Source organism: Actinomycetota bacterium (assembly GCA_030019255.1).
Classification (GTDB): domain Bacteria; phylum Actinomycetota; class Geothermincolia; order Geothermincolales; family RBG-13-55-18; genus Solincola_A.
Window position 1 is genome coordinate 18,590 of the sequence record JASEFK010000014.1, and the last position, 16,487, is coordinate 35,076.

Here is a 16,487-nt window from a genome sequence, read left to right on the forward strand (position 1 = left end):
CATGGAAGATGATTCCATATACGTATCGCGGGACGAGCCGCAAGCCTTCGCCCGGAATGCCGGCATAATGGCCCTGGGAACGGCGCTCAGCCGCGTGACCGGCTTCCTCCGCTATGCCTCCCTGGCCTACGTCCTGGGCCTCACCCTCCAGTACGGCAGGACCAACCTTCCCAGCACCTACAACTTGGCTAACTCCCTTCCCAACATGATCTTCGACCTGGTGATGGGGGGGATAATAGCTTCCCTGTTCATCCCCGTGTTCGTGGAATACCTGAGCACGCGGTCGAAGGAGGAGGCCTGGTACGTGGCCAGCGCGGTCACCAACCTTTCGCTGATCATCCTGGGAGTGGTGACTGTGGCGGGAATCATGGCCAGCCCGCTCATCATCCGCCTCATGACCGTCTTCGGCTCCTACTCGGCGGGGGACGTCACCACCCAGGTGGTGAGGGACCAGGCGGCCTTCTTCTTGCGCTTCTTCCTCCCCCAGATCATCTTCTACGGATTGAGCGCCATAATCGGGGGCCTCCTGAACGCTCACCGCCATTTCACGGCGCCAGCCTTCGCCCCCATCGCTAACAATCTGGTGGTTATCGGGACGGTGATCCTCTTCAATTTCCTCCCGGGACCCCGGGACAACCAGCTCCACCTGGTGGTGCTGGGGGTGGGCACCACCCTGGGCGTGGCGGCCCAGGCCCTGGTGCAAGTCCCCATGCTCTTCCGCATCGGGGTCCGCTACACCCCCACCCTTGACGTCAGGCACCCGGCCATCCGCAAGATAGGCCGCCTCGCCGTGCCCCTCCTGGGTTACATTCTCCTCTGGCAGGTAGGAACCTGGTTCGTCTTCGCCCTGGCCATCAAGGTGGACGGGGGCGTACCCTCCTACCAATACGCCCAGCTCTTCTTCCAGCTTCCCTACGGGGTCTTCGCCGTTTCCATCATCACGGCCATATTCCCGGCCATGAGCGAGCACTACGCCCTGCGCCGCATGTCCCGGTTCAAGGAGACGGCCAACCTAGGGCTGCGCGCCACGCTGCTGGTGATCGTGCCCTGCGCGGTGGTCTACCTCATGCTCAACAAGCCCATAATCCGCTTCCTACTCCAGCATGGTTTCTTCAAGGCAGGGGACACCGAGCTCCTCTCCGGGGTGCTCTTCTTCTTCGCTCTGGGGTTGGTCCCCTATTCCATCGACATGCTGCTCACCAAGACCTTCTACTCGCTGCAGGACACCCGCACCCCCATGATCATCAACTGCTTCGTGGTGGCCGTGAACATCGGCGCCAACCTGCTCTTTTTCCGCTGGCTGGGGGTGAAGGGTCTGGCCCTCGGCTTCACCACCGCTTACGTCTTCTCCATGCTCATGGACGGAACCGTGCTGCGCCTGCGCCTGGGCAGGATGGGAGGGAGGAAGCTCCTTCTTACGCTGTCCAAGGCGCTGGCGGCGGGCGGAGCCATGGCCCTGGTGGTCTTCGCCACCCAGCATCTCATAGAGGAACTTCATCCCCATGCGGGACTCTTCAGGGACCTTCTGCTCATGGCCCTACCCATGGTGAACGGGCTGGTCGTCTATTTCTTCCTGGCCCACGCGCTGCGCATGGAGGAACTGGAGGCCGTCAAGCAGATGGTCTCGCGCTTTCTGGAGAGGGCGCGGAGAAGGGCACGGTCAAACTGAGCCGCGCGGCGGCCGTCCAAAGGCTTGGCGCGTCGCTTTCCGTCCCGGAACCCTGGACATCCCGATACTTCGGCCGGGACGATGAGAAACCCCGAATCCCCCGCTTCCCTTCCAGGCAGTGCTCGGAGGGGAGCTGCGCGGCGTCGCCCATACGGCGGGAAGCGGTTCGAAAAAGGGATCCACCGGGCGCGAAAACCAGCACGGTTCTCCCCGGGAACGGCGGGGAGTCGTCCGGCTCCGGGGCCCGCCATCCAACTAAAGGGAAAACGCTGCTCCGGTCGAAAATTTTGATGTATCGGGAGGATTCCAAAAAGAACTCCCGGGCGAAACGGAGCGGGTTAGAACTCCCGGTGGGAGGAAATCTGGAAATGCACGGCACAAGGCTTCGGAAGGAGTTCTCCTCCCAGGACGGACAGGTGTGGACCTACGTCCTGCGCATATTCCTGGTGGCCTTGGTAATCGGGATCATCATCTCCCAGTGCGGCCCGATAATAGCCAACCATATAGCCACCCGGGGAACGGCCAAAGATGCCGCCGAGTTGGCCGCCGACACCTATCAAAACAGGCGAGGGAACATGGAGGAAGTCCGGTCCAAGGTGGTCAAGCTCCTCGACGAGAGAGGAGCGCGCCTGGACGGCGAGATCAGTGTGGAGTACGACCAGACGGGGAGGCCGGCCAGAATAGTCGTCCCGGTCCGGAAGATAGTCAATACCTTCTTTTTCCAGCACGTAGGTTATCTCTCGCCTTATACCGAGGCCAGGGCGGTGGGAGAGCAAGACCTTCTCTGACGGAAATTAATGCCGGTCGCCCTCTTGGGTCCCCCGACAAGCGGGGCATCCACGAGGAGGGCAGGGCATTCTCTGACGGAAATTCATGCCGGGCCGGCTCCAGGATATCCCAACCCAAAGATCGGCCTGATATGAAGCACCCACCCCGGCGATGCACATCCGCTAAGCGATATGGCAACAATTGCCATACGGGGTTTGGGCGCCGCGGCTCAAGGCCTTAAGGCCGGATACATTCCCTCCCGCCGATGAGCGTTCCTTCCAGGCTTGAAGAAAAGGTTTCTCGGGCCATGATCATCAAGGCCCTTAGATCACCACGAATGAAGCGTAAGCTTAAAACGTGCCCCGCGGGACATGGCCCGGGCTCGACCGTGAACCAAGGTCATCCACGGCCAGCGCATCAAGCCTTGCAGCCCCCGAGACTCAGAAGGAGGGACGTAGCTCCTCCCGGTTGCGCTGGGGTATCTCCACGGGTCGGATGAGGACTATGTGGTTGCGGTTGATGTCGATGAAATCGGTACGGAAGAGGAGCTCCCCGGTATGCAGGTTATAGACCTCCACGTCCGTGAGGGCGAAGAAGGACTGCGTTTCCCTGGACTGCATGATGTCCGTCAACCTGGCCCCGGCGAAGATGTGCAAGTCGGCCAAAATGCGGTGGGAGGTGGTGTAGATCTCCACCCGGAGCTTTTCCTTTCTTGCGTGCATGTCGGACCTCCTGGACGTGTATCACCGAGGACGACGCCGCCGGTCTAAACCAATATACAACAAAGGTGAGCCTTTTACCTCTTGGAAAAGGGGGAGGGCTATTTCTCGGGGAGACGGTGAAAGTGGTGAATTGAGGGAGCCTTTCTGCTGTTAAGGAGGAGAAACCTTCATCCACGGCGTCCTTTCTTTCAAGGCGTCAATGGAACACCGCGATCGCCCAAAAGACAGGGCCCTCCCCGGTCAAGATACGGTGCAGGCCGTAAGAGGCGGCGAGCTCCAGGGCGAGGAAGAGGAAGGCGGTGGCGAAGCGCGCGTTGAGCGCCCCCTCCCTCCGCCGGGGTTTCAGGAGGGATATCAACAAGAGGTTCAAGGACCAGATGGTGCCCAGGATGGAGGCCAGCAGCCCCAACTGGGCCACGCGGAAAAGAGGAGCCGGCCGCAGGAGATAGACGACCAGGGCAATCGGCAGGACGGCCGAAGCGAAGAGGAGATCGCGTGCCCCGCCCATGATCCGCCGAGAGGCGTCTCCCCCCCATACCTCACGGTTCATAAGGGCGGCCACCGGAACTGCGAAACCCACGCCCCCCGCCGTGCCGCTGAGGAAGCGCAGCAGGTTGGTGGATTCCCTCCACCCTAGGTTGCTGGTCAGGCCCTCCCAGCCCAGGAAGAGGACCCCGGCGAGACAGAGCAAGTTCACGGAGAGGGGAGGCATTCCGGCCCTCTTCTCGCCCCGCAGCAGTGATAGAGCCAGGAGGAGCGCGAAGAAGGAAACGAATATGCCCGTGTCCCGGGCGCATACGAAGAGCGGCCTGTCCCCGAAGAGGAGGAGACGGTCCATCCGTTGATGGCAGATGGCGAAGCCCAGTTCCCACAACCAGCGGTCCCAGAAGCCCATCCGACCTCCTTCAAGGTGCGCCGTCCGAGGGGCATCCATCCCGGGGGCCGGCCAAGGAGACCAGCTCCTCCTCCAGTTCGCGCCAGGGAGCGGAGAAGAAGCGATGGAGGGGATATGGCAGATTATGGTAATCGATGCCTTCGACGAGGTGGGAGAGGTCCGCCGAATTGCAGGTGTTCACGAAAAGCACGGGTCTTCCCCCGCAACCGCCGCCCAGTCTCAGCGCGGCGGCCAGCGCCTTTCCGGTATAGGTCCCCTCCAGCCTCAGGCCCTCCAGCTCATACGCCTCCCGCACCGCCTGCACGTCCTCCCGGGTGAGATGAGCGTATCCCCTGCCCAGCTGGTCGCCCACGAAGAGGAGGTCGGAGGGCCTGGCCCGCGGAACCCTGATGCTTTCATCCATGCCCTGGAGGAGCTCTGCCACCCTGTTTACCAGGCGCGCCCACAGGAAGGGGTTGCAATAGGCGGTCTCCACCACCCCTACCCCGACCAGCTGGGAACCCAGGCCGGCCAGCTTCATGCCCACCCACAGTCCCGCCGCCGTCCCGTGGGTCCCCATGGCCGTCACCACCAGTCCCGGTTCCGGGAGCAATCCCCGTTCCACCTGCTCCGCGATCCCCAGTCCCGCGTTTACGTATCCCAGGCATCCCAGGACCGAGGAACCCCCGGGGCCCAACCAGTAGAGCTTCTCTCCCTTCCCGAGGTGGTAAAGCCTTTCCCCCAGGTAGGCCAGGGGGATAAGGGGAATGGATGAAGCCCAGCGGAAACGGACCACGAAACGGGCATCCAGGAGAAGGTTGCGGCGGACGTATTCCGCGCAGGGCTGGTCGAAGAGGAGGGCCACCGTCCTCAACCCTACCCTACGGCCGTGCACCGCGGTGGCAAGCACGTGGTTGGAGCCTGCCGCCCCCATGGTCATCACCACCCGGCAGCCGAGACGCAGGGCGTCGGCCAGGGTGAACTCCAGCTTGCGAACCTTGTTGCCCCCGTAATGAGGGGAGCTCAGGTCGTCCCTCTTGACGTAGAAAGGCGGGAGGCCGTGCCGTCGCTCCAGGGAGGACAGCCTCTCCACCGGAGTGGGCCAGACCCCCAGCGGAACCCGGGGCAGGAAGGCGCCCAGCATGGGAAAGCGCCGGAAGAGCGGGTATTCTTCCTCCATCGCCCTCTCACCACCTCGGAAGCGATCGCAGGTCCCGGTCGTAAAGGTACAGCGCCCCCGCCCCAAGGACCAGGAAGAAGAACCCGCCCCCCAGAAGGGAAGAGGAGTAATCCCATCCCACCCCCGGGGCCAGGTACCAGATGAAACACCACAGGCCGAGCGGGAAGTAAAGGGCGGAGACGAGGATATACAGGTTGCGGCGCCGGCGGTAGACGCCCAGGGGAAGGGCGACGGTCAGGGACATGGAGAGGAGCAGGAGCGCGAACCAGGTTCCCCTCCCGGTGCCCGCAAGGTATAAAACGCACAGGGAAACACCGGCCGAGGCGACGGCGGCCAACCCCCCAAGGCAGACGGCGCGGAACCACGTCCCGGGAATGACGCCCCTTCCTGCTCCCGGAGACCCCTGGGGATAGTGGCACCGGGCGCACAGAAACCTTCCGCCGGGAAATTGGTGGGGAAGGGATATCATCCGCCCGCACCCCGGGCAGGCGGTCGCTACGGCATGACCCGGCGTCACCGGGGGAGCGCCCGGAACGCCCGCCTCGCCGTGCGGGCCGGTCATTATTCCTCACCTCCTCCCCTCCGACCCTCGACCTCACGCGCGCCGGTCGCCGCTCCCGCCCGGCGCAGGAGCTCCCGGAAGAGCGCGTCCTGGGGATCGAACTCCACCTCGATGGCGCGGTTGGGACAAAGGAGGGAGCACCGGCCGCAGCCCTTGCACCTTTCCGGGTCGATGAAGGCCCTTCCCCCGCGCAGTTCCACCGCTCCCACGAAACAGGCCTCCACGCAGGTACCGCACCCGGCACAAAGGTCCCCGACCCTCACCCGCACCGAGTCCAGCCGGCGTATGGCGCCCTTGAACTCCGGGGCCGCGCCCCGCATGTCCGTGCGCACCAGGCAGCAACAGTCGCAGCAGAAGCAGACCACCAGGAAGCGCCTGAAATTGCGCAGAACCCCGAGGCTTGCGGCATCGAACCATATACGCCCGACCATGCCCGTGAGCCCGGCCCGCGCCGCTTTGTCCACGTGGTTCAAGCACTCCTCCACCGAGGCCCGGTGGCCCAGGGAGGGATGGAGGTGGGCGGCGGCCTCCCCCAGGAAGATACACCCTATATCCCGGGGATATCTCCGGCAGCCCTCCCGGTTCCGGCAGATGCATCCGTCGTGGATGAAACGATATGAGGAGGCCCGGATGAGCTCGGCGAGGGCCTGGCGGGGAAGGACCGTATTTTCCGGAGAAGGTATTTCCTCGGCCACGGGAAGGAAAGTGACCTGGAGTACTCTCTCGTCCACCAAGGGAGCGAAAAGCCTCCGGAAGGGCAGGTAGGGGCTGAGCTTTTTAACCAAGTGGGTAAAGGGCCACAGGGATAGAAATCCCTTCACCACCCGCTTGGGATATCCCATGTTTTTCCTCCGCTTTCCCGCCGGATTCTTCCGCCGCACGCCTTTTCAACATTATCGGCCTCCCGCCGCCTGCCGGGCAACCGCGGTGTCGGGCTTACGGCGCTTGGCGAGAAACCATCCGCAGGGAAAGGCAGTGGGCATACGCGTTCTCGAGCCGTTCCGCCCTTGTTCGTCCTTGTTTGTCTTTGTTCGTCCTTGTTTGTCCTTGCGGGCCCCCACCCCGGTGTCGGGGTTCAGGCGTTTCATGTCCAATCGTTCGTAAAAACCGGCTGAATCCATATTCCACCAGCCTTCCCTTTCCTCGATCCGCCCGCGGCGGACCCTTGCCGGAGACATCCGCCCGGAAGATGGGGCGTTGAACGACGACACGGGAGAGGGCCGTGATGCCGGGCAAGCGGAGCGGAGGCTCGACCGGCCAAAGGGTGGGGAGAACGGCCACGCTACCCTCCTTCACCGGGCGGGCTTTGGATCCGCGGGATGAAGGGAGGCGAAAAACGACCCTGGAAGGTTGTCCGAGACGAGCAAGGGAGGTGGTGACGGAAGGAAGGCGGAGAAAAACGCCCTCGAAGGGTTATTCGAGGGAAAGGTCTTCCCCTTGGGGGAACGGGAAGATTCGGCCGCGAGGGGCGAACCCGGTAATCCCTCCGGGAGGACACAAAAGGGGACGGCGCCAAGAAGGAGGGCGGTGAAAATCGCCTCAAAGGGTTATCAAGAGAGGTATGTTTTCCTTATAATAAAGTATTGTCGGGGTGTGGCGCAGTTTGGTCAGCGCGCGGCGTTCGGGACGCCGAGGTCGGAGGTTCAAATCCTCTCACCCCGACCATTTTTATGCCCTTCAGAAACCGACTGCCTTGAGGCCGGCTACCTCCCAAAGCGCCGCCGGATCGTCCCTCCTCGACCGAGAGGTCCGGGGTCGAAAGTCCTGTTACGGTGGTCTTCCTCCGTACATGGATCACCTCCTCCCAGCCGTGTCTTCAAGACCATTTCTCCCGGCCGCACAAGCCCCGCATGGAGCGGTGTTTAACTTCCTTAAACGGTGCCGCGGTTTATATAATGGGTGCGTACTCGGCGGGAAACGGAACTTCGGCGGGAAGGGAGGAGGCCCATCCGCGTCCCTGCACGGACGCTTCCTTCCCGTACCGAACCTCACGCTCACGAGAGGGAGGAGGTTGGGATGACCACACCCCTGAACGGTATCCGCATCCTGGATCTTTCACAGCTCTATCCCGGTCCCCTGTGCACCATGATCCTAGCCGACCTAGGCGCGGAGGTTATCAAGGTGGAACCACCGGGGACTGGTGACCACGCCCGCGCCTACAGTTTCCTTTTCAACCAGATAAACCGCAACAAGAAGAGCCTGGCCCTGAACCTCAAGCACCCCAAGGCCCAGGAAGCCTTCCGCCGTCTGGCGGCCGGGGCGGACGTGGTGGTGGAGGGTTTCCGCCCCGGGACCACCGCCCGCCTGGGGGTGGATTACCAGACCCTGCGGGAGATCAACCCCCGACTCATCTACTGCTCCATAAGCGGTTTCGGACAGGACGGGCCCTACCGCGACCGTCCCGGACACGATATAAACTACATGGCCATGGGTGGAGTCCTGGGGCTTACCAGGGACCGGGAAGGGAAGCCGGTAGTGCTGGGCTTCGAGGTGGCGGACATCGTCTCCGCCCTCAACTCGGCCATCGGAATACTGGCCGCGCTCCAGGCGCGGGGGAGGACCGGCGAGGGGCAAATGGTAGACATATCCATGCTGGACTGCGTGGTCGCCCTGCTGTCCAACGGCCTGGGCCCTTACCTGGAAACGGGCGAGCTCCCCACCATGAACCCGCTTCATGCCACGCCCCATTACGGCATCTTTGAGACCTCCGACGGGGAATACCTGGTCATAGGCATAGCCCACGAGGACTGGTTCTGGGACGAACTGTGCGAGGTCCTGGGCATGGAGGACGCCAAGGGACTGAACGTCGCCCAGCGCATAGTGAACTGTGAGCAGCTCCTTCCCCGCGTGCGGGAGGCGGTGCGCTCGCGGACCCTTGCGGAATGGATGGAGCTGATGGCCGAGAAGGACATCCCCTACTGCAACCTACCCAACATCGCCGAAGCCCTGGACGACCCCCAGGTCCGTCACCGCCGCATGGTGGTGGAAGTGGGCGAAGGTGAAAGGCGAGTGCGCCTACTGGGAAGCCCATACAAGTTATCCTCTACCCCACCCCGCTTCGAACTCCCTCCTCCCAAGCTGGGGGAGCATACCGAGGAGCTTTTACTGGAGGCCGGGTATTCCCGGGAAGAGATAGCCGAGATGAGGGAGGAGAAGGCCGTTTTCTGATCCCCGCCGCGGTGCCCGGAGGGGGTGCCCATCATCCGAGAGGGACATGGATGGGAAAAACGTCCCGCACTCACGGGGGCACCGGCATAGGGACCCTATATCCCCGGTCCCCCCGGAGGGATCCCCGTGTTGAACGGAAACGCCGGGACTTCGAAAAGCGGCCGGAAACGATCCCCAAAAGCGTTTGCGGCGAGGTGGGGTATCGGATAAAATTTGCACCAATCCGGTTAATAATTCTGCGAGGGCCGCGAGGGAATTGCCAATGGTCAGGATTTTAGGAATTGCCGGTAGCCCGCGCCAGAACGGGAATACCTCCCTTCTGCTCGAGGAGGCTCTCAAGGGCGCACGGGCGGCCGGCGCCACGGTGAACAAGATCGTGGTCTGCAACCGGGATATCAACCCTTGCCTGGGTTGCGGGTGGTGCCGGCGCAACGGCGTCTGCCAGCAGGAAGACGCCATGGAGAAGATCTACGGCCTCACTTTGTCCAGCCACGGGATAATCCTCGCCTCCCCCGTGTATTTCAACTCCCTCAACGCCCAGACCAAGGCCCTCATCGACCGTCACCAGTGCGTGTGGGCACGCAAGGAGATTCTGAAGGAGGAGGTCACCGACCCGGCTTCCAGGCACGCCCGCAGGGGGCTTTTCCTCTCCACCGCCGGGGCCGACGACCCTCACGCTTTCGACGGGGCCCTCAAGGTGGTGGAATCCTTCTTCCGCCTCCTGGACATCGAGTATTATCACCGCCTCCTCTTCTTCCGCATGGAGGAGAAGGGGGCGGTCAAGAACCATCCCACGGCCCTGCGCGACGCATATTCCGCCGGAGAGCAGCTGGTGGCGGAGATCAACCGCAACTTCGGCGAGACGCAGCCCTGAAGCTTCGTGCCGGATCCGCGGAGCAGCTCCCGCCACGCAATCTCTCCCGCACCTTTCCTCGAACGCGCGGGCTTCCGGCGTTGGAAGAGCAAAGGACGACTTTCTCTTCTTTACCGGAGGGCAGCAGCGATTCGCGCACTGGCGGGGAGGCAACCCCATCCCTTCGAGAACGGGAAAGAGCAAGTCAATCGGGAGAGGTAGGGGCCAGAATCCCCAATGGTGGTGTATGAACCACCGCCCGGATGACAAAGGAGCGACTACCGTGCCATCCTTTTCCTTGAAAGCAAAACAAGCGGAGAAAGGATAATTATGATTGTCGAAAAGGACACCGTGAACCTTCTGGAGTGGCTGCGCAAGCAATCGGAGGAAGCGGGCGGAAACGCCCTACTTCCAGAATTTTTATATAATATAGAAAATATTTTTATAATGGGCGCGAGGTAAGTGTAGAATAACGCCTTGACGAAACGGTGGTCCCCGCGGATTTCGTGCTCACGGTGACCGCCCGACTCGGTGAAGATGCCGGTTGCGCGAAGGACAGAAAAGCCGGACTTACCGGTCATCCTCTCGTCCGGTAATGCCCGCCCAGCAGGACGGAAATGCTGACGACCTCCTTACGGCAATGCCGGGGGACGGCCGGGAAGCCCGATCGGGTAACTAACGATGGAACGGTCATCCAACCGATCGGGAGGACGAGGACTGGAAAGGATATAGTGAAGATGGGCGAAAGAAAGGTCAGGCTCACGCTGCTCTCCAGCAAATCGGGGTGAGCGGCCAAGGTGGGTCCGGAGGACCTCAGGAAGGTGCTGCGACTGCTGCCCCCAGGAGACCTGCGCGAGGAGATCCTGGTGGGGCTGGACACGCCCGATGACGCCGCCGTTTACCGCCTGGACCCGGAACGGGCCCTGGTCCATACCCTGGATTTTTTCACCCCCATCGTGGATGATCCCTACTGGTTCGGCCGTATAGCCGCAGCCAACGCCTTGAGCGATATATACGCCATGGGGGGGACTCCCCTCTCGGCCATGAACATCGTCTGCTTCCCCTGCTCTCTGGGGATGGAGCTCCTTGCGGAGATCCTGCGCGGCGGCCTGGACGCGGTACGCGAGGCGGGCGCCGTCATCCTGGGCGGGCACACCGTGGACGACGAGGAACCCAAGTACGGGCTGGCGGTCACCGGCATGGTCCACCCCGAGCGCATCCTGACCAGCCGGGGAGCCCGCGCCGGGGACGTGCTGGTGCTTACCAAGCCCCTGGGGACGGGCATTCTCTCCACGGCCCTCAAGGCGGACTTCATATCCGAAGTGGAGATGGAGGCGGCCGTGAAAGGGATGGCCGCTCTCAACCGCGAGGCCTCCCTTGCCGCGGTGGCCGCCGGGGCCCGAGCCTGCACCGACGTCACCGGTTTCGGCCTCCTGGGACACCTCGCCGAGATGCTCCCCGAAGAGGGGTTGGGCTGCGAGATATCCGCCGGCTCCATACCCGTCTACCCCGGCACCCGGGAAATGGCCGCCATGGGGATGATCCCGGCCGGCGCACACCGCAACCGTGATTTCCTGGCCGGCAGGGTGGAGTTCAACGGCAGGGTGGAAGAGGTGGACCGTGACATCCTTTATGACCCCCAGACTTCCGGGGGGTTGTTGGTGGCCCTCCCCCCGGAGGGCCTGGAGATCCTGGGAAATGAGCTGCGGGAAGGGCGGGACTGGTACCGGATGGGAGAGTTCGTCGCCGCCTCCCGCGCAGTGATCAGGGTGACGACCTGAGGATCCACAACCGGCGCGTCCCCCCGGAAAGGGATGGTGTTTGCCCGTGGAGCAAGGTCCCGGGGCCGGAAACCCGGAAGGGGATTATCCATACCATGGTCGACACAATTGCAGTGGGGTTTCATCGACGAGACATGGAGTCCGGGGGATGGACTCCGGGCTCGCCGGCCGCAGCCGGTGGCGAGGTGGGAATCGGCCGGGATTGAGAGGTGAAGGAGGAGAGATGGGAGAGGTAGTGGATGCCCGGGGCATGGCCTGTCCCGCCCCCGTGGTCAAGACGCGGGAAGCATTACAGCGCGGATGCCTCCGGTTCGAGGTGCTGGTGGACAATCCCACGGCCCGGGATAACGTCACCCGCTTTGCCGTCTCCCAGGGATGCAGCGTGGAGGTCGGCGAGGAGGGAGGGGTGTTCCGCCTGGCCATAAGCAGGGAAGGCGGTGCGGAGGAGGCCGCCCTCGGAGCCGTCTGCGCGGAACACTCCCCGTCCCCCGAGGAGAAAAGGGTGGTGGTCCTCTCCGCGGACGTCATGGGCCGGGGCGAAGAGGAGCTGGGCAGGATACTCATGAAGGCCTTCCTGAACACCCTGGCGGAGAGCGAAAAGCGGCCCTGGAGGCTGGTGCTCTTCAACCGCGGCGTCCTCCTGGCGGTGGAGGGCGCGGACACCGTCCCCGCCCTCTCCGAAATGGTCTCGCGGGGCACGGAGGTCCTGGTCTGCGGGACCTGCCTGGATTATTTCGGGGCCAAGGAGAAGGTGGCCGTGGGGACGGTGAGCAACATGTTCGAGATACTGGAAACCATGCTGGTGGCCTCCAATTCGATAACCATCTAAAATAGAGGCGTTCCCTGTCCGAGCCCGTGGACAGGAACAAAGGATCCGCAAGGCGGGTTACGGGGGCGCGGCGGCGGACCCCCTTAAAGATGGTGGCAAGGCCCTGGCCGGAGAATAAAGGCCTTTTCGAGCTCGTGCGCCCCCCGAAGGCGGCATCCGGGCCGCGACCGCGGGCGGACCTTGTTTTCCCGGAAGGGATGAAAAAGGGTTCCTGGGGAGGGCATCAGGTGGATTCCGGCATCGCTTCGGAACGGGAACGGTGAGGGCAGGCAAAGGGTCGGTACCATGGCGGGGAAAGAGGAGGCGAAGAAGGACTACCTGCGGAGGCTGTCCTCGGTCAACGATCTCATCCAGGCCTTTTACCGCAGCCGCATAGCGGGCGACCGTTCCATCCCCCGGGAGCTGATAACCGAGGCCTCCCGCGCCGTGCTGGAGGGAGTGAGGGAAGCCATCCTTGCCGCCCGCGACGAGATGTCCCTGAACGAAATCAGCACGGACACCGAGGAGCTGGTGTCCATGGTGGAAAAGGAAGTCGAGGAACGCCTGCGGCCCAGTTTCCGTCGGGTGATCAACGCCACCGGGGTGGTGGTGCACACCAACCTGGGCCGCTCCATCCTCCCCGCGCCGGCCATCGAGGCCCTGCAGACAGCGGCCGCCCACTACAGCAACCTGGAATTCCGCCTGGAGGACGGATCGCGGGGCTCCCGCCAGATGCACCTGCGCAGGATACTCTGCGAGCTTACGGGGGCCGAATCGGCGCTGGTGGTGAACAACAACGCGGCGGCGGTACTCCTGGCCCTCACCACCCACGCCAGGGACCGGGAGGTAATCGTGAGCCGCGGTCAGCTCATCGAGATAGGAGGCTCCTTCCGGCTTCCCGAGGTTATGGCCCAGAGCGGGGCCAGGCTGGTGGAGGTGGGGACCACCAACAAGACCTACCTGGAGGACTACCGGAGGGCTATCACCAGCGAAACGGCGGTAATCATGCGCGCCCATCCCAGCAACTACCGCATCCTGGGTTTCACCGCCGAGGTAGACCTCAGGGAGTTGGCTTCCCTGGCCCACGAATACGGGCTCATCATGCTGGACGACCTGGGGAGCGGGGTTTACATGGACCTCTCCCGCTTCGGCCTCTCCCACGAGCCGACCATCCGCGACTCCCTCCGGAACGGGGCGGACCTGGTATGCTTCAGCGGTGACAAGCTCCTGGGAGGTCCCCAGGCGGGCATCGTCCTGGGCCGCGAGGACCTGGTGGAGGCCATGGCCAGGCACCCCCTGGCCCGGGCCCTTCGCGCGGACAAGCTCACCGTGGCCGCTCTGGAGGCTACCCTTCGCCTGTACCTGGACCCGGAGCGGGCCCTGGTGGAGATACCCACCCTGGCCATGCTCACCGCCGACCCGAAGTCCCTGCGCAGGAGGGCCCGCCGCCTGGCCAGGCAGCTCTCGTCCGCCTGCCCCGACCTGAGGGTGGAGGTCGTGGAGGACGTCTCCCGCGCCGGCGGTGGGTCCCTTCCCATGGAGGACCTTCCCACCTGGGTGGTGGCGGTGGATTCCTCCCGCATGAAGGTGAACCGGCTGGAGGAAAACCTGCGCCGGTGCGACCCCCCGGTCATCGGGCGCATAAAGGAGGACCGGCTCCTCCTGGACGTGAGGACCCTGAGCGACGAGGAGGTCCCCCTGGTGGTGGAGGCCTTCCGCTCCGCGGCGGGGGACGAGGAAAGCCGCACGGAATCATGAAAAACCTGGTAACCATGACCGCCTTTTCTCCGGCGGCAAGGTTTCCGACCTGGCTACCGGAACGGGGGAATGAAGAACTTCATCATCGGGACCGCCGGGCACATCGATCACGGTAAAACCGAGCTGGTCAAAGCCCTGACCGGCACGGACACCGACCGGCTCAAGGAAGAGAAGGAGCGGGGCATATCCATTGAGCTGGGCTTTGCGGAACTCAGGCTACCCAACGGCATTGCCGCCGGGGTGGTTGACGTGCCCGGCCACGAGCACTTCGTGAAGAACATGCTGGCCGGGGCCACCGGTTTCGACCTGGTACTCCTGGTGGTGGCCGCCGACGACGGAGTGATGCCCCAGACGGTGGAGCACCTGGCCATCGTGGACCTCCTTGGGGTATCCGACGGGGTAGTGGCCATCACCAAGGCGGACCTGGTAGAGGAGGACATGCTGGAGCTGGTCAAGGAGGACGTCGGCGGGACGCTGCGGGGCACCTCCCTGGAGGATGCGGAGGTGGTGGTCACCTCCAGCCGCACCGGACAGGGCCTGGACGAGCTCCTACAGGCCCTCTCCCGGGCTGCGGAGAGGGTCCGCTCCCGCGACAGCGAGGGACCCTTCCGCCTCCCCGTGGACCGCGTCTTTACCCTGCGCGGCATAGGCACGGTGGTCACCGGGACCCTCTGGGAAGGGAGCGTGGCCGACGGGGAGGAAGCCGTGGTACAGCCCTCCGGCAAGCGCCTGAGGATACGCAACGTTCAGGTACACGGGGAGGACGTGGAAAGGGCCTACGCCGGCCAGAGGGTGGCCATGAACCTTCCCGGCATCTCCAAGGAGGAGGTGACTCGTGGGGACGTGATAGTATCCCCGGGTTACCTGCGACCCACCCTGATGGCCGACGCCCTGCTCCATCTCCTGGAAAGCGCCCCGCAGTCCCTGAAAAACCGCGCCCGCATCCGCTTCCACCACGGCACCAGCGAGATCATGGCCCGGGTGGTCCTTCTCGGGGGCCGCGAGGAGCTCCTACCGGGCGAGAGCCACCCGGTGCAATTGCGCCTGGAGAAACCGGCCGTGCTGCGCTACGGCGACCGCTTCATCATCCGCAGCTATTCCCCCGTCACCACCATCGGCGGCGGCCGCATCCTGGACTCCCATCCCCGCAAGCACCGCCATCACCAGGTGGAAGTGCTCGAGGAGCTCAAGGTCCGGGAGCGTGGAGAGCCTCCCGAGCTGGTGCTCCTGGCCCTGGAGGAGAGAGGCCTCCCCCTATCCGTCGCCGGGCTGGTGGAGAGGCTGGAGTTGAAGGCCCGCGTGGTGGAAGGAGCGGTGAAGGAGCTCCTGGCGCAGGGGAAGCTGGTGGAAATAGCTGGTGAAAGCGGTACGCTCTACCTGGGCCCTTCCCGGCTGGAACATCTTCTGGACACCATGGTGGGGCTGGTGGAGGAACTGCACTCCGCCAACCCCCTGAAGGCGGGAGTGGAGAAGGAGGTGCTGCGCCAGCGTCTGGGGGAGCGGCTGGCAAAAGGGAGAAATTTCCAGTTGCCCGCGGAGGATTTCCTCTCCCTGCTGCGGGCCGCCGACAAGGCGGGTCGCCTGGAGACGGAGGGGGGCAAGGTCAGGGTAGCGGGAAAGGGACGAGCGCTGGGGGAAAGGGAACGCACCCTCCTGGGAGAGCTGGAATCCCTGATCAAGGAGGGCGGGTTCTCCCCTCCCCTCTTCAAGGAGCTGAGTGAGAGGCTGGGGGTAGACCGCAACCGGCTCCGGGACCTCCTGAACATCCTCCTCGAGGAGGGAAGGATAGAGCAGGTGAACCCGGAATATTTCCTGGCCGCTGGAAAGCTGGCCGAGGCGGAGGAGAAGGTGGTAGCCTTCCTCTCCAAGAGCGAGAGGCTCGCCGTGGCCGACCTCCGGGACATGCTGGGCGCCAGCCGGAAGTATGCCATCCCCCTCCTCGAATACCTGGACCGGAAGAAGGTCACCCGCCGGGAGGGGGATTACCGGGTGCTCTTCCGGCCCGTGCGGGGATAAGGCAGGCTGCGGCACGAGGCGTTAACACCGAAACAGCCCTTTATATAAGCGGGGCCGTGGATGCTCGGATACAAGGAATGCATACCGGGACGAGAGGATGAAGGGGGATGGTGGTTTCGGTGCGGGCGGCGGCGTGGAGCCGGAAACCATCCTTTACAAGAAGGTCCATGGATAATAATTTTTATTCGGAGATGCATCCGTCCTGGTGGGCGGCCCGGTCTTCAAAACCGGTGCGGCGTCGTAACGGGCGCCGGGTAAGTTCGATTCTTACGCATCTCCGCCATTTTTTATTCCCGCCGCCATGGGGTCTTCCGCCACATCAAGGGAG

Annotated in this window: 13 protein-coding genes and 2 tRNA genes; 10 read left to right on the forward strand and 5 right to left on the reverse strand. The window is 63.7% G+C overall.

The genetic code is table 11. The annotated features are described in order from the left end of the window. The first annotated feature begins 1 nt into the window (after position 1). A complete protein-coding gene (gene murJ, locus QME84_10795) occupies positions 2-1,669 on the forward strand; it encodes a murein biosynthesis integral membrane protein MurJ (GenBank protein MDI6874752.1) in 1,668 nt (555 codons plus the stop codon). 368 nt (positions 1,670-2,037) lie between these two features. Further along, positions 2,038-2,457 (forward strand): hypothetical protein, encoded by a 420-nt coding sequence (locus tag QME84_10800; GenBank protein MDI6874753.1) that lies wholly within the window; start codon positions 2,038-2,040, stop codon positions 2,455-2,457. Positions 2,458-2,877: 420 nt separating this feature from the next. On the opposite strand, the gene QME84_10805 is transcribed toward QME84_10800, so the two are convergent. From QME84_10805 to QME84_10825, 5 genes are all read right to left on the reverse strand, one after another. Continuing rightward, positions 2,878-3,159 (reverse strand): hypothetical protein, encoded by a 282-nt coding sequence (locus QME84_10805; protein MDI6874754.1) that lies wholly within the window; start codon positions 3,157-3,159, stop codon positions 2,878-2,880. Between the two features lie 196 nt (positions 3,160-3,355). After that, complete coding sequence (locus QME84_10810) at positions 3,356-4,054, reverse strand: DUF2085 domain-containing protein (protein MDI6874755.1); 699 nt, start codon at positions 4,052-4,054, stop codon at positions 3,356-3,358. A gap of 10 nt (positions 4,055-4,064) precedes the next feature. Continuing rightward, a complete protein-coding gene (locus tag QME84_10815) occupies positions 4,065-5,213 on the reverse strand; it encodes a pyridoxal-phosphate dependent enzyme (protein MDI6874756.1) in 1,149 nt (382 codons plus the stop codon). Positions 5,214-5,220: 7 nt separating this feature from the next. Further along, the gene (locus tag QME84_10820) at positions 5,221-5,775 is read right to left on the reverse strand and encodes a hypothetical protein (GenBank protein MDI6874757.1); all 555 of its coding nucleotides are present in this window, start codon (positions 5,773-5,775) and stop codon (positions 5,221-5,223) included. Beyond that, positions 5,775-6,617: a 4Fe-4S binding protein gene (locus tag QME84_10825; protein ID MDI6874758.1), complete on the reverse strand. Its 843-nt coding sequence runs from the start codon at positions 6,615-6,617 to the stop codon at positions 5,775-5,777. The genes QME84_10820 and QME84_10825 overlap by 1 nt, the downstream gene beginning before the upstream one ends. Before the next feature lie 745 nt (positions 6,618-7,362). On the opposite strand from QME84_10825, the gene QME84_10830 reads away from it, so the two are divergent. The 8 genes from QME84_10830 to QME84_10865 all read left to right on the forward strand — a co-directional run bounded on the left by QME84_10830 (position 7,363) and on the right by QME84_10865 (position 16,442). Further along, positions 7,363-7,440 (forward strand) — tRNA-Pro (locus tag QME84_10830). Between the two features lie 351 nt (positions 7,441-7,791). Further along, positions 7,792-8,943, forward strand: a complete 1,152-nt coding sequence (locus QME84_10835; protein MDI6874759.1) for a CaiB/BaiF CoA-transferase family protein — start codon at positions 7,792-7,794, stop codon at positions 8,941-8,943. A 262-nt stretch (positions 8,944-9,205) separates the two neighbouring features. Beyond that, complete coding sequence (locus tag QME84_10840; protein MDI6874760.1) at positions 9,206-9,817, forward strand: flavodoxin family protein; 612 nt, start codon at positions 9,206-9,208, stop codon at positions 9,815-9,817. 716 nt (positions 9,818-10,533) lie between these two features. Continuing rightward, on the forward strand, positions 10,534-11,577 hold the full coding sequence (selD, locus tag QME84_10845; GenBank protein ID MDI6874761.1) for a selenide, water dikinase SelD: 1,044 nt from the start codon (positions 10,534-10,536) through the stop codon (positions 11,575-11,577). A 223-nt stretch (positions 11,578-11,800) separates the two neighbouring features. After that, positions 11,801-12,406, forward strand: a complete 606-nt coding sequence (gene yedF / locus QME84_10850; protein MDI6874762.1) for a sulfurtransferase-like selenium metabolism protein YedF — start codon at positions 11,801-11,803, stop codon at positions 12,404-12,406. A gap of 285 nt (positions 12,407-12,691) precedes the next feature. Next, a complete protein-coding gene (selA, locus tag QME84_10855; protein MDI6874763.1) occupies positions 12,692-14,143 on the forward strand; it encodes an L-seryl-tRNA(Sec) selenium transferase in 1,452 nt (483 codons plus the stop codon). Between the two features lie 69 nt (positions 14,144-14,212). Continuing rightward, positions 14,213-16,159, forward strand: coding sequence for a selenocysteine-specific translation elongation factor (gene selB / locus QME84_10860; GenBank protein MDI6874764.1), 1,947 nt, complete (start codon positions 14,213-14,215; stop codon positions 16,157-16,159). A 187-nt stretch (positions 16,160-16,346) separates the two neighbouring features. Further along, positions 16,347-16,442: transfer RNA gene (locus QME84_10865), tRNA-Sec, on the forward strand. Positions 16,443-16,487 lie beyond the last annotated feature (45 nt).

What these genes read in the sequence shown, in the direction of transcription:
- murJ (MDI6874752.1), top strand. Translation starts at nt 2, where the DNA reads ATGGAAGATGATTCCATATACGTATCGCGGGACGAGCCGCAAGCCTTC.
- QME84_10800 (MDI6874753.1), top strand. Translation starts at nt 2,038, where the DNA reads ATGCACGGCACAAGGCTTCGGAAGGAGTTCTCCTCCCAGGACGGACAG.
- QME84_10805 (MDI6874754.1), bottom strand. Translation starts at nt 3,159, where the DNA reads ATGCACGCAAGAAAGGAAAAGCTCCGGGTGGAGATCTACACCACCTCC.
- QME84_10810 (MDI6874755.1), bottom strand. Translation starts at nt 4,054, where the DNA reads ATGGGCTTCTGGGACCGCTGGTTGTGGGAACTGGGCTTCGCCATCTGC.
- QME84_10815 (MDI6874756.1), bottom strand. Translation starts at nt 5,213, where the DNA reads ATGGAGGAAGAATACCCGCTCTTCCGGCGCTTTCCCATGCTGGGCGCC.
- QME84_10820 (MDI6874757.1), bottom strand. Translation starts at nt 5,775, where the DNA reads ATGACCGGCCCGCACGGCGAGGCGGGCGTTCCGGGCGCTCCCCCGGTG.
- QME84_10825 (MDI6874758.1), bottom strand. Translation starts at nt 6,617, where the DNA reads ATGGGATATCCCAAGCGGGTGGTGAAGGGATTTCTATCCCTGTGGCCC.
- QME84_10835 (MDI6874759.1), top strand. Translation starts at nt 7,792, where the DNA reads ATGACCACACCCCTGAACGGTATCCGCATCCTGGATCTTTCACAGCTC.
- QME84_10840 (MDI6874760.1), top strand. Translation starts at nt 9,206, where the DNA reads ATGGTCAGGATTTTAGGAATTGCCGGTAGCCCGCGCCAGAACGGGAAT.
- yedF (MDI6874762.1), top strand. Translation starts at nt 11,801, where the DNA reads ATGGGAGAGGTAGTGGATGCCCGGGGCATGGCCTGTCCCGCCCCCGTG.
- selA (MDI6874763.1), top strand. Translation starts at nt 12,692, where the DNA reads ATGGCGGGGAAAGAGGAGGCGAAGAAGGACTACCTGCGGAGGCTGTCC.
- selB (MDI6874764.1), top strand. Translation starts at nt 14,213, where the DNA reads ATGAAGAACTTCATCATCGGGACCGCCGGGCACATCGATCACGGTAAA.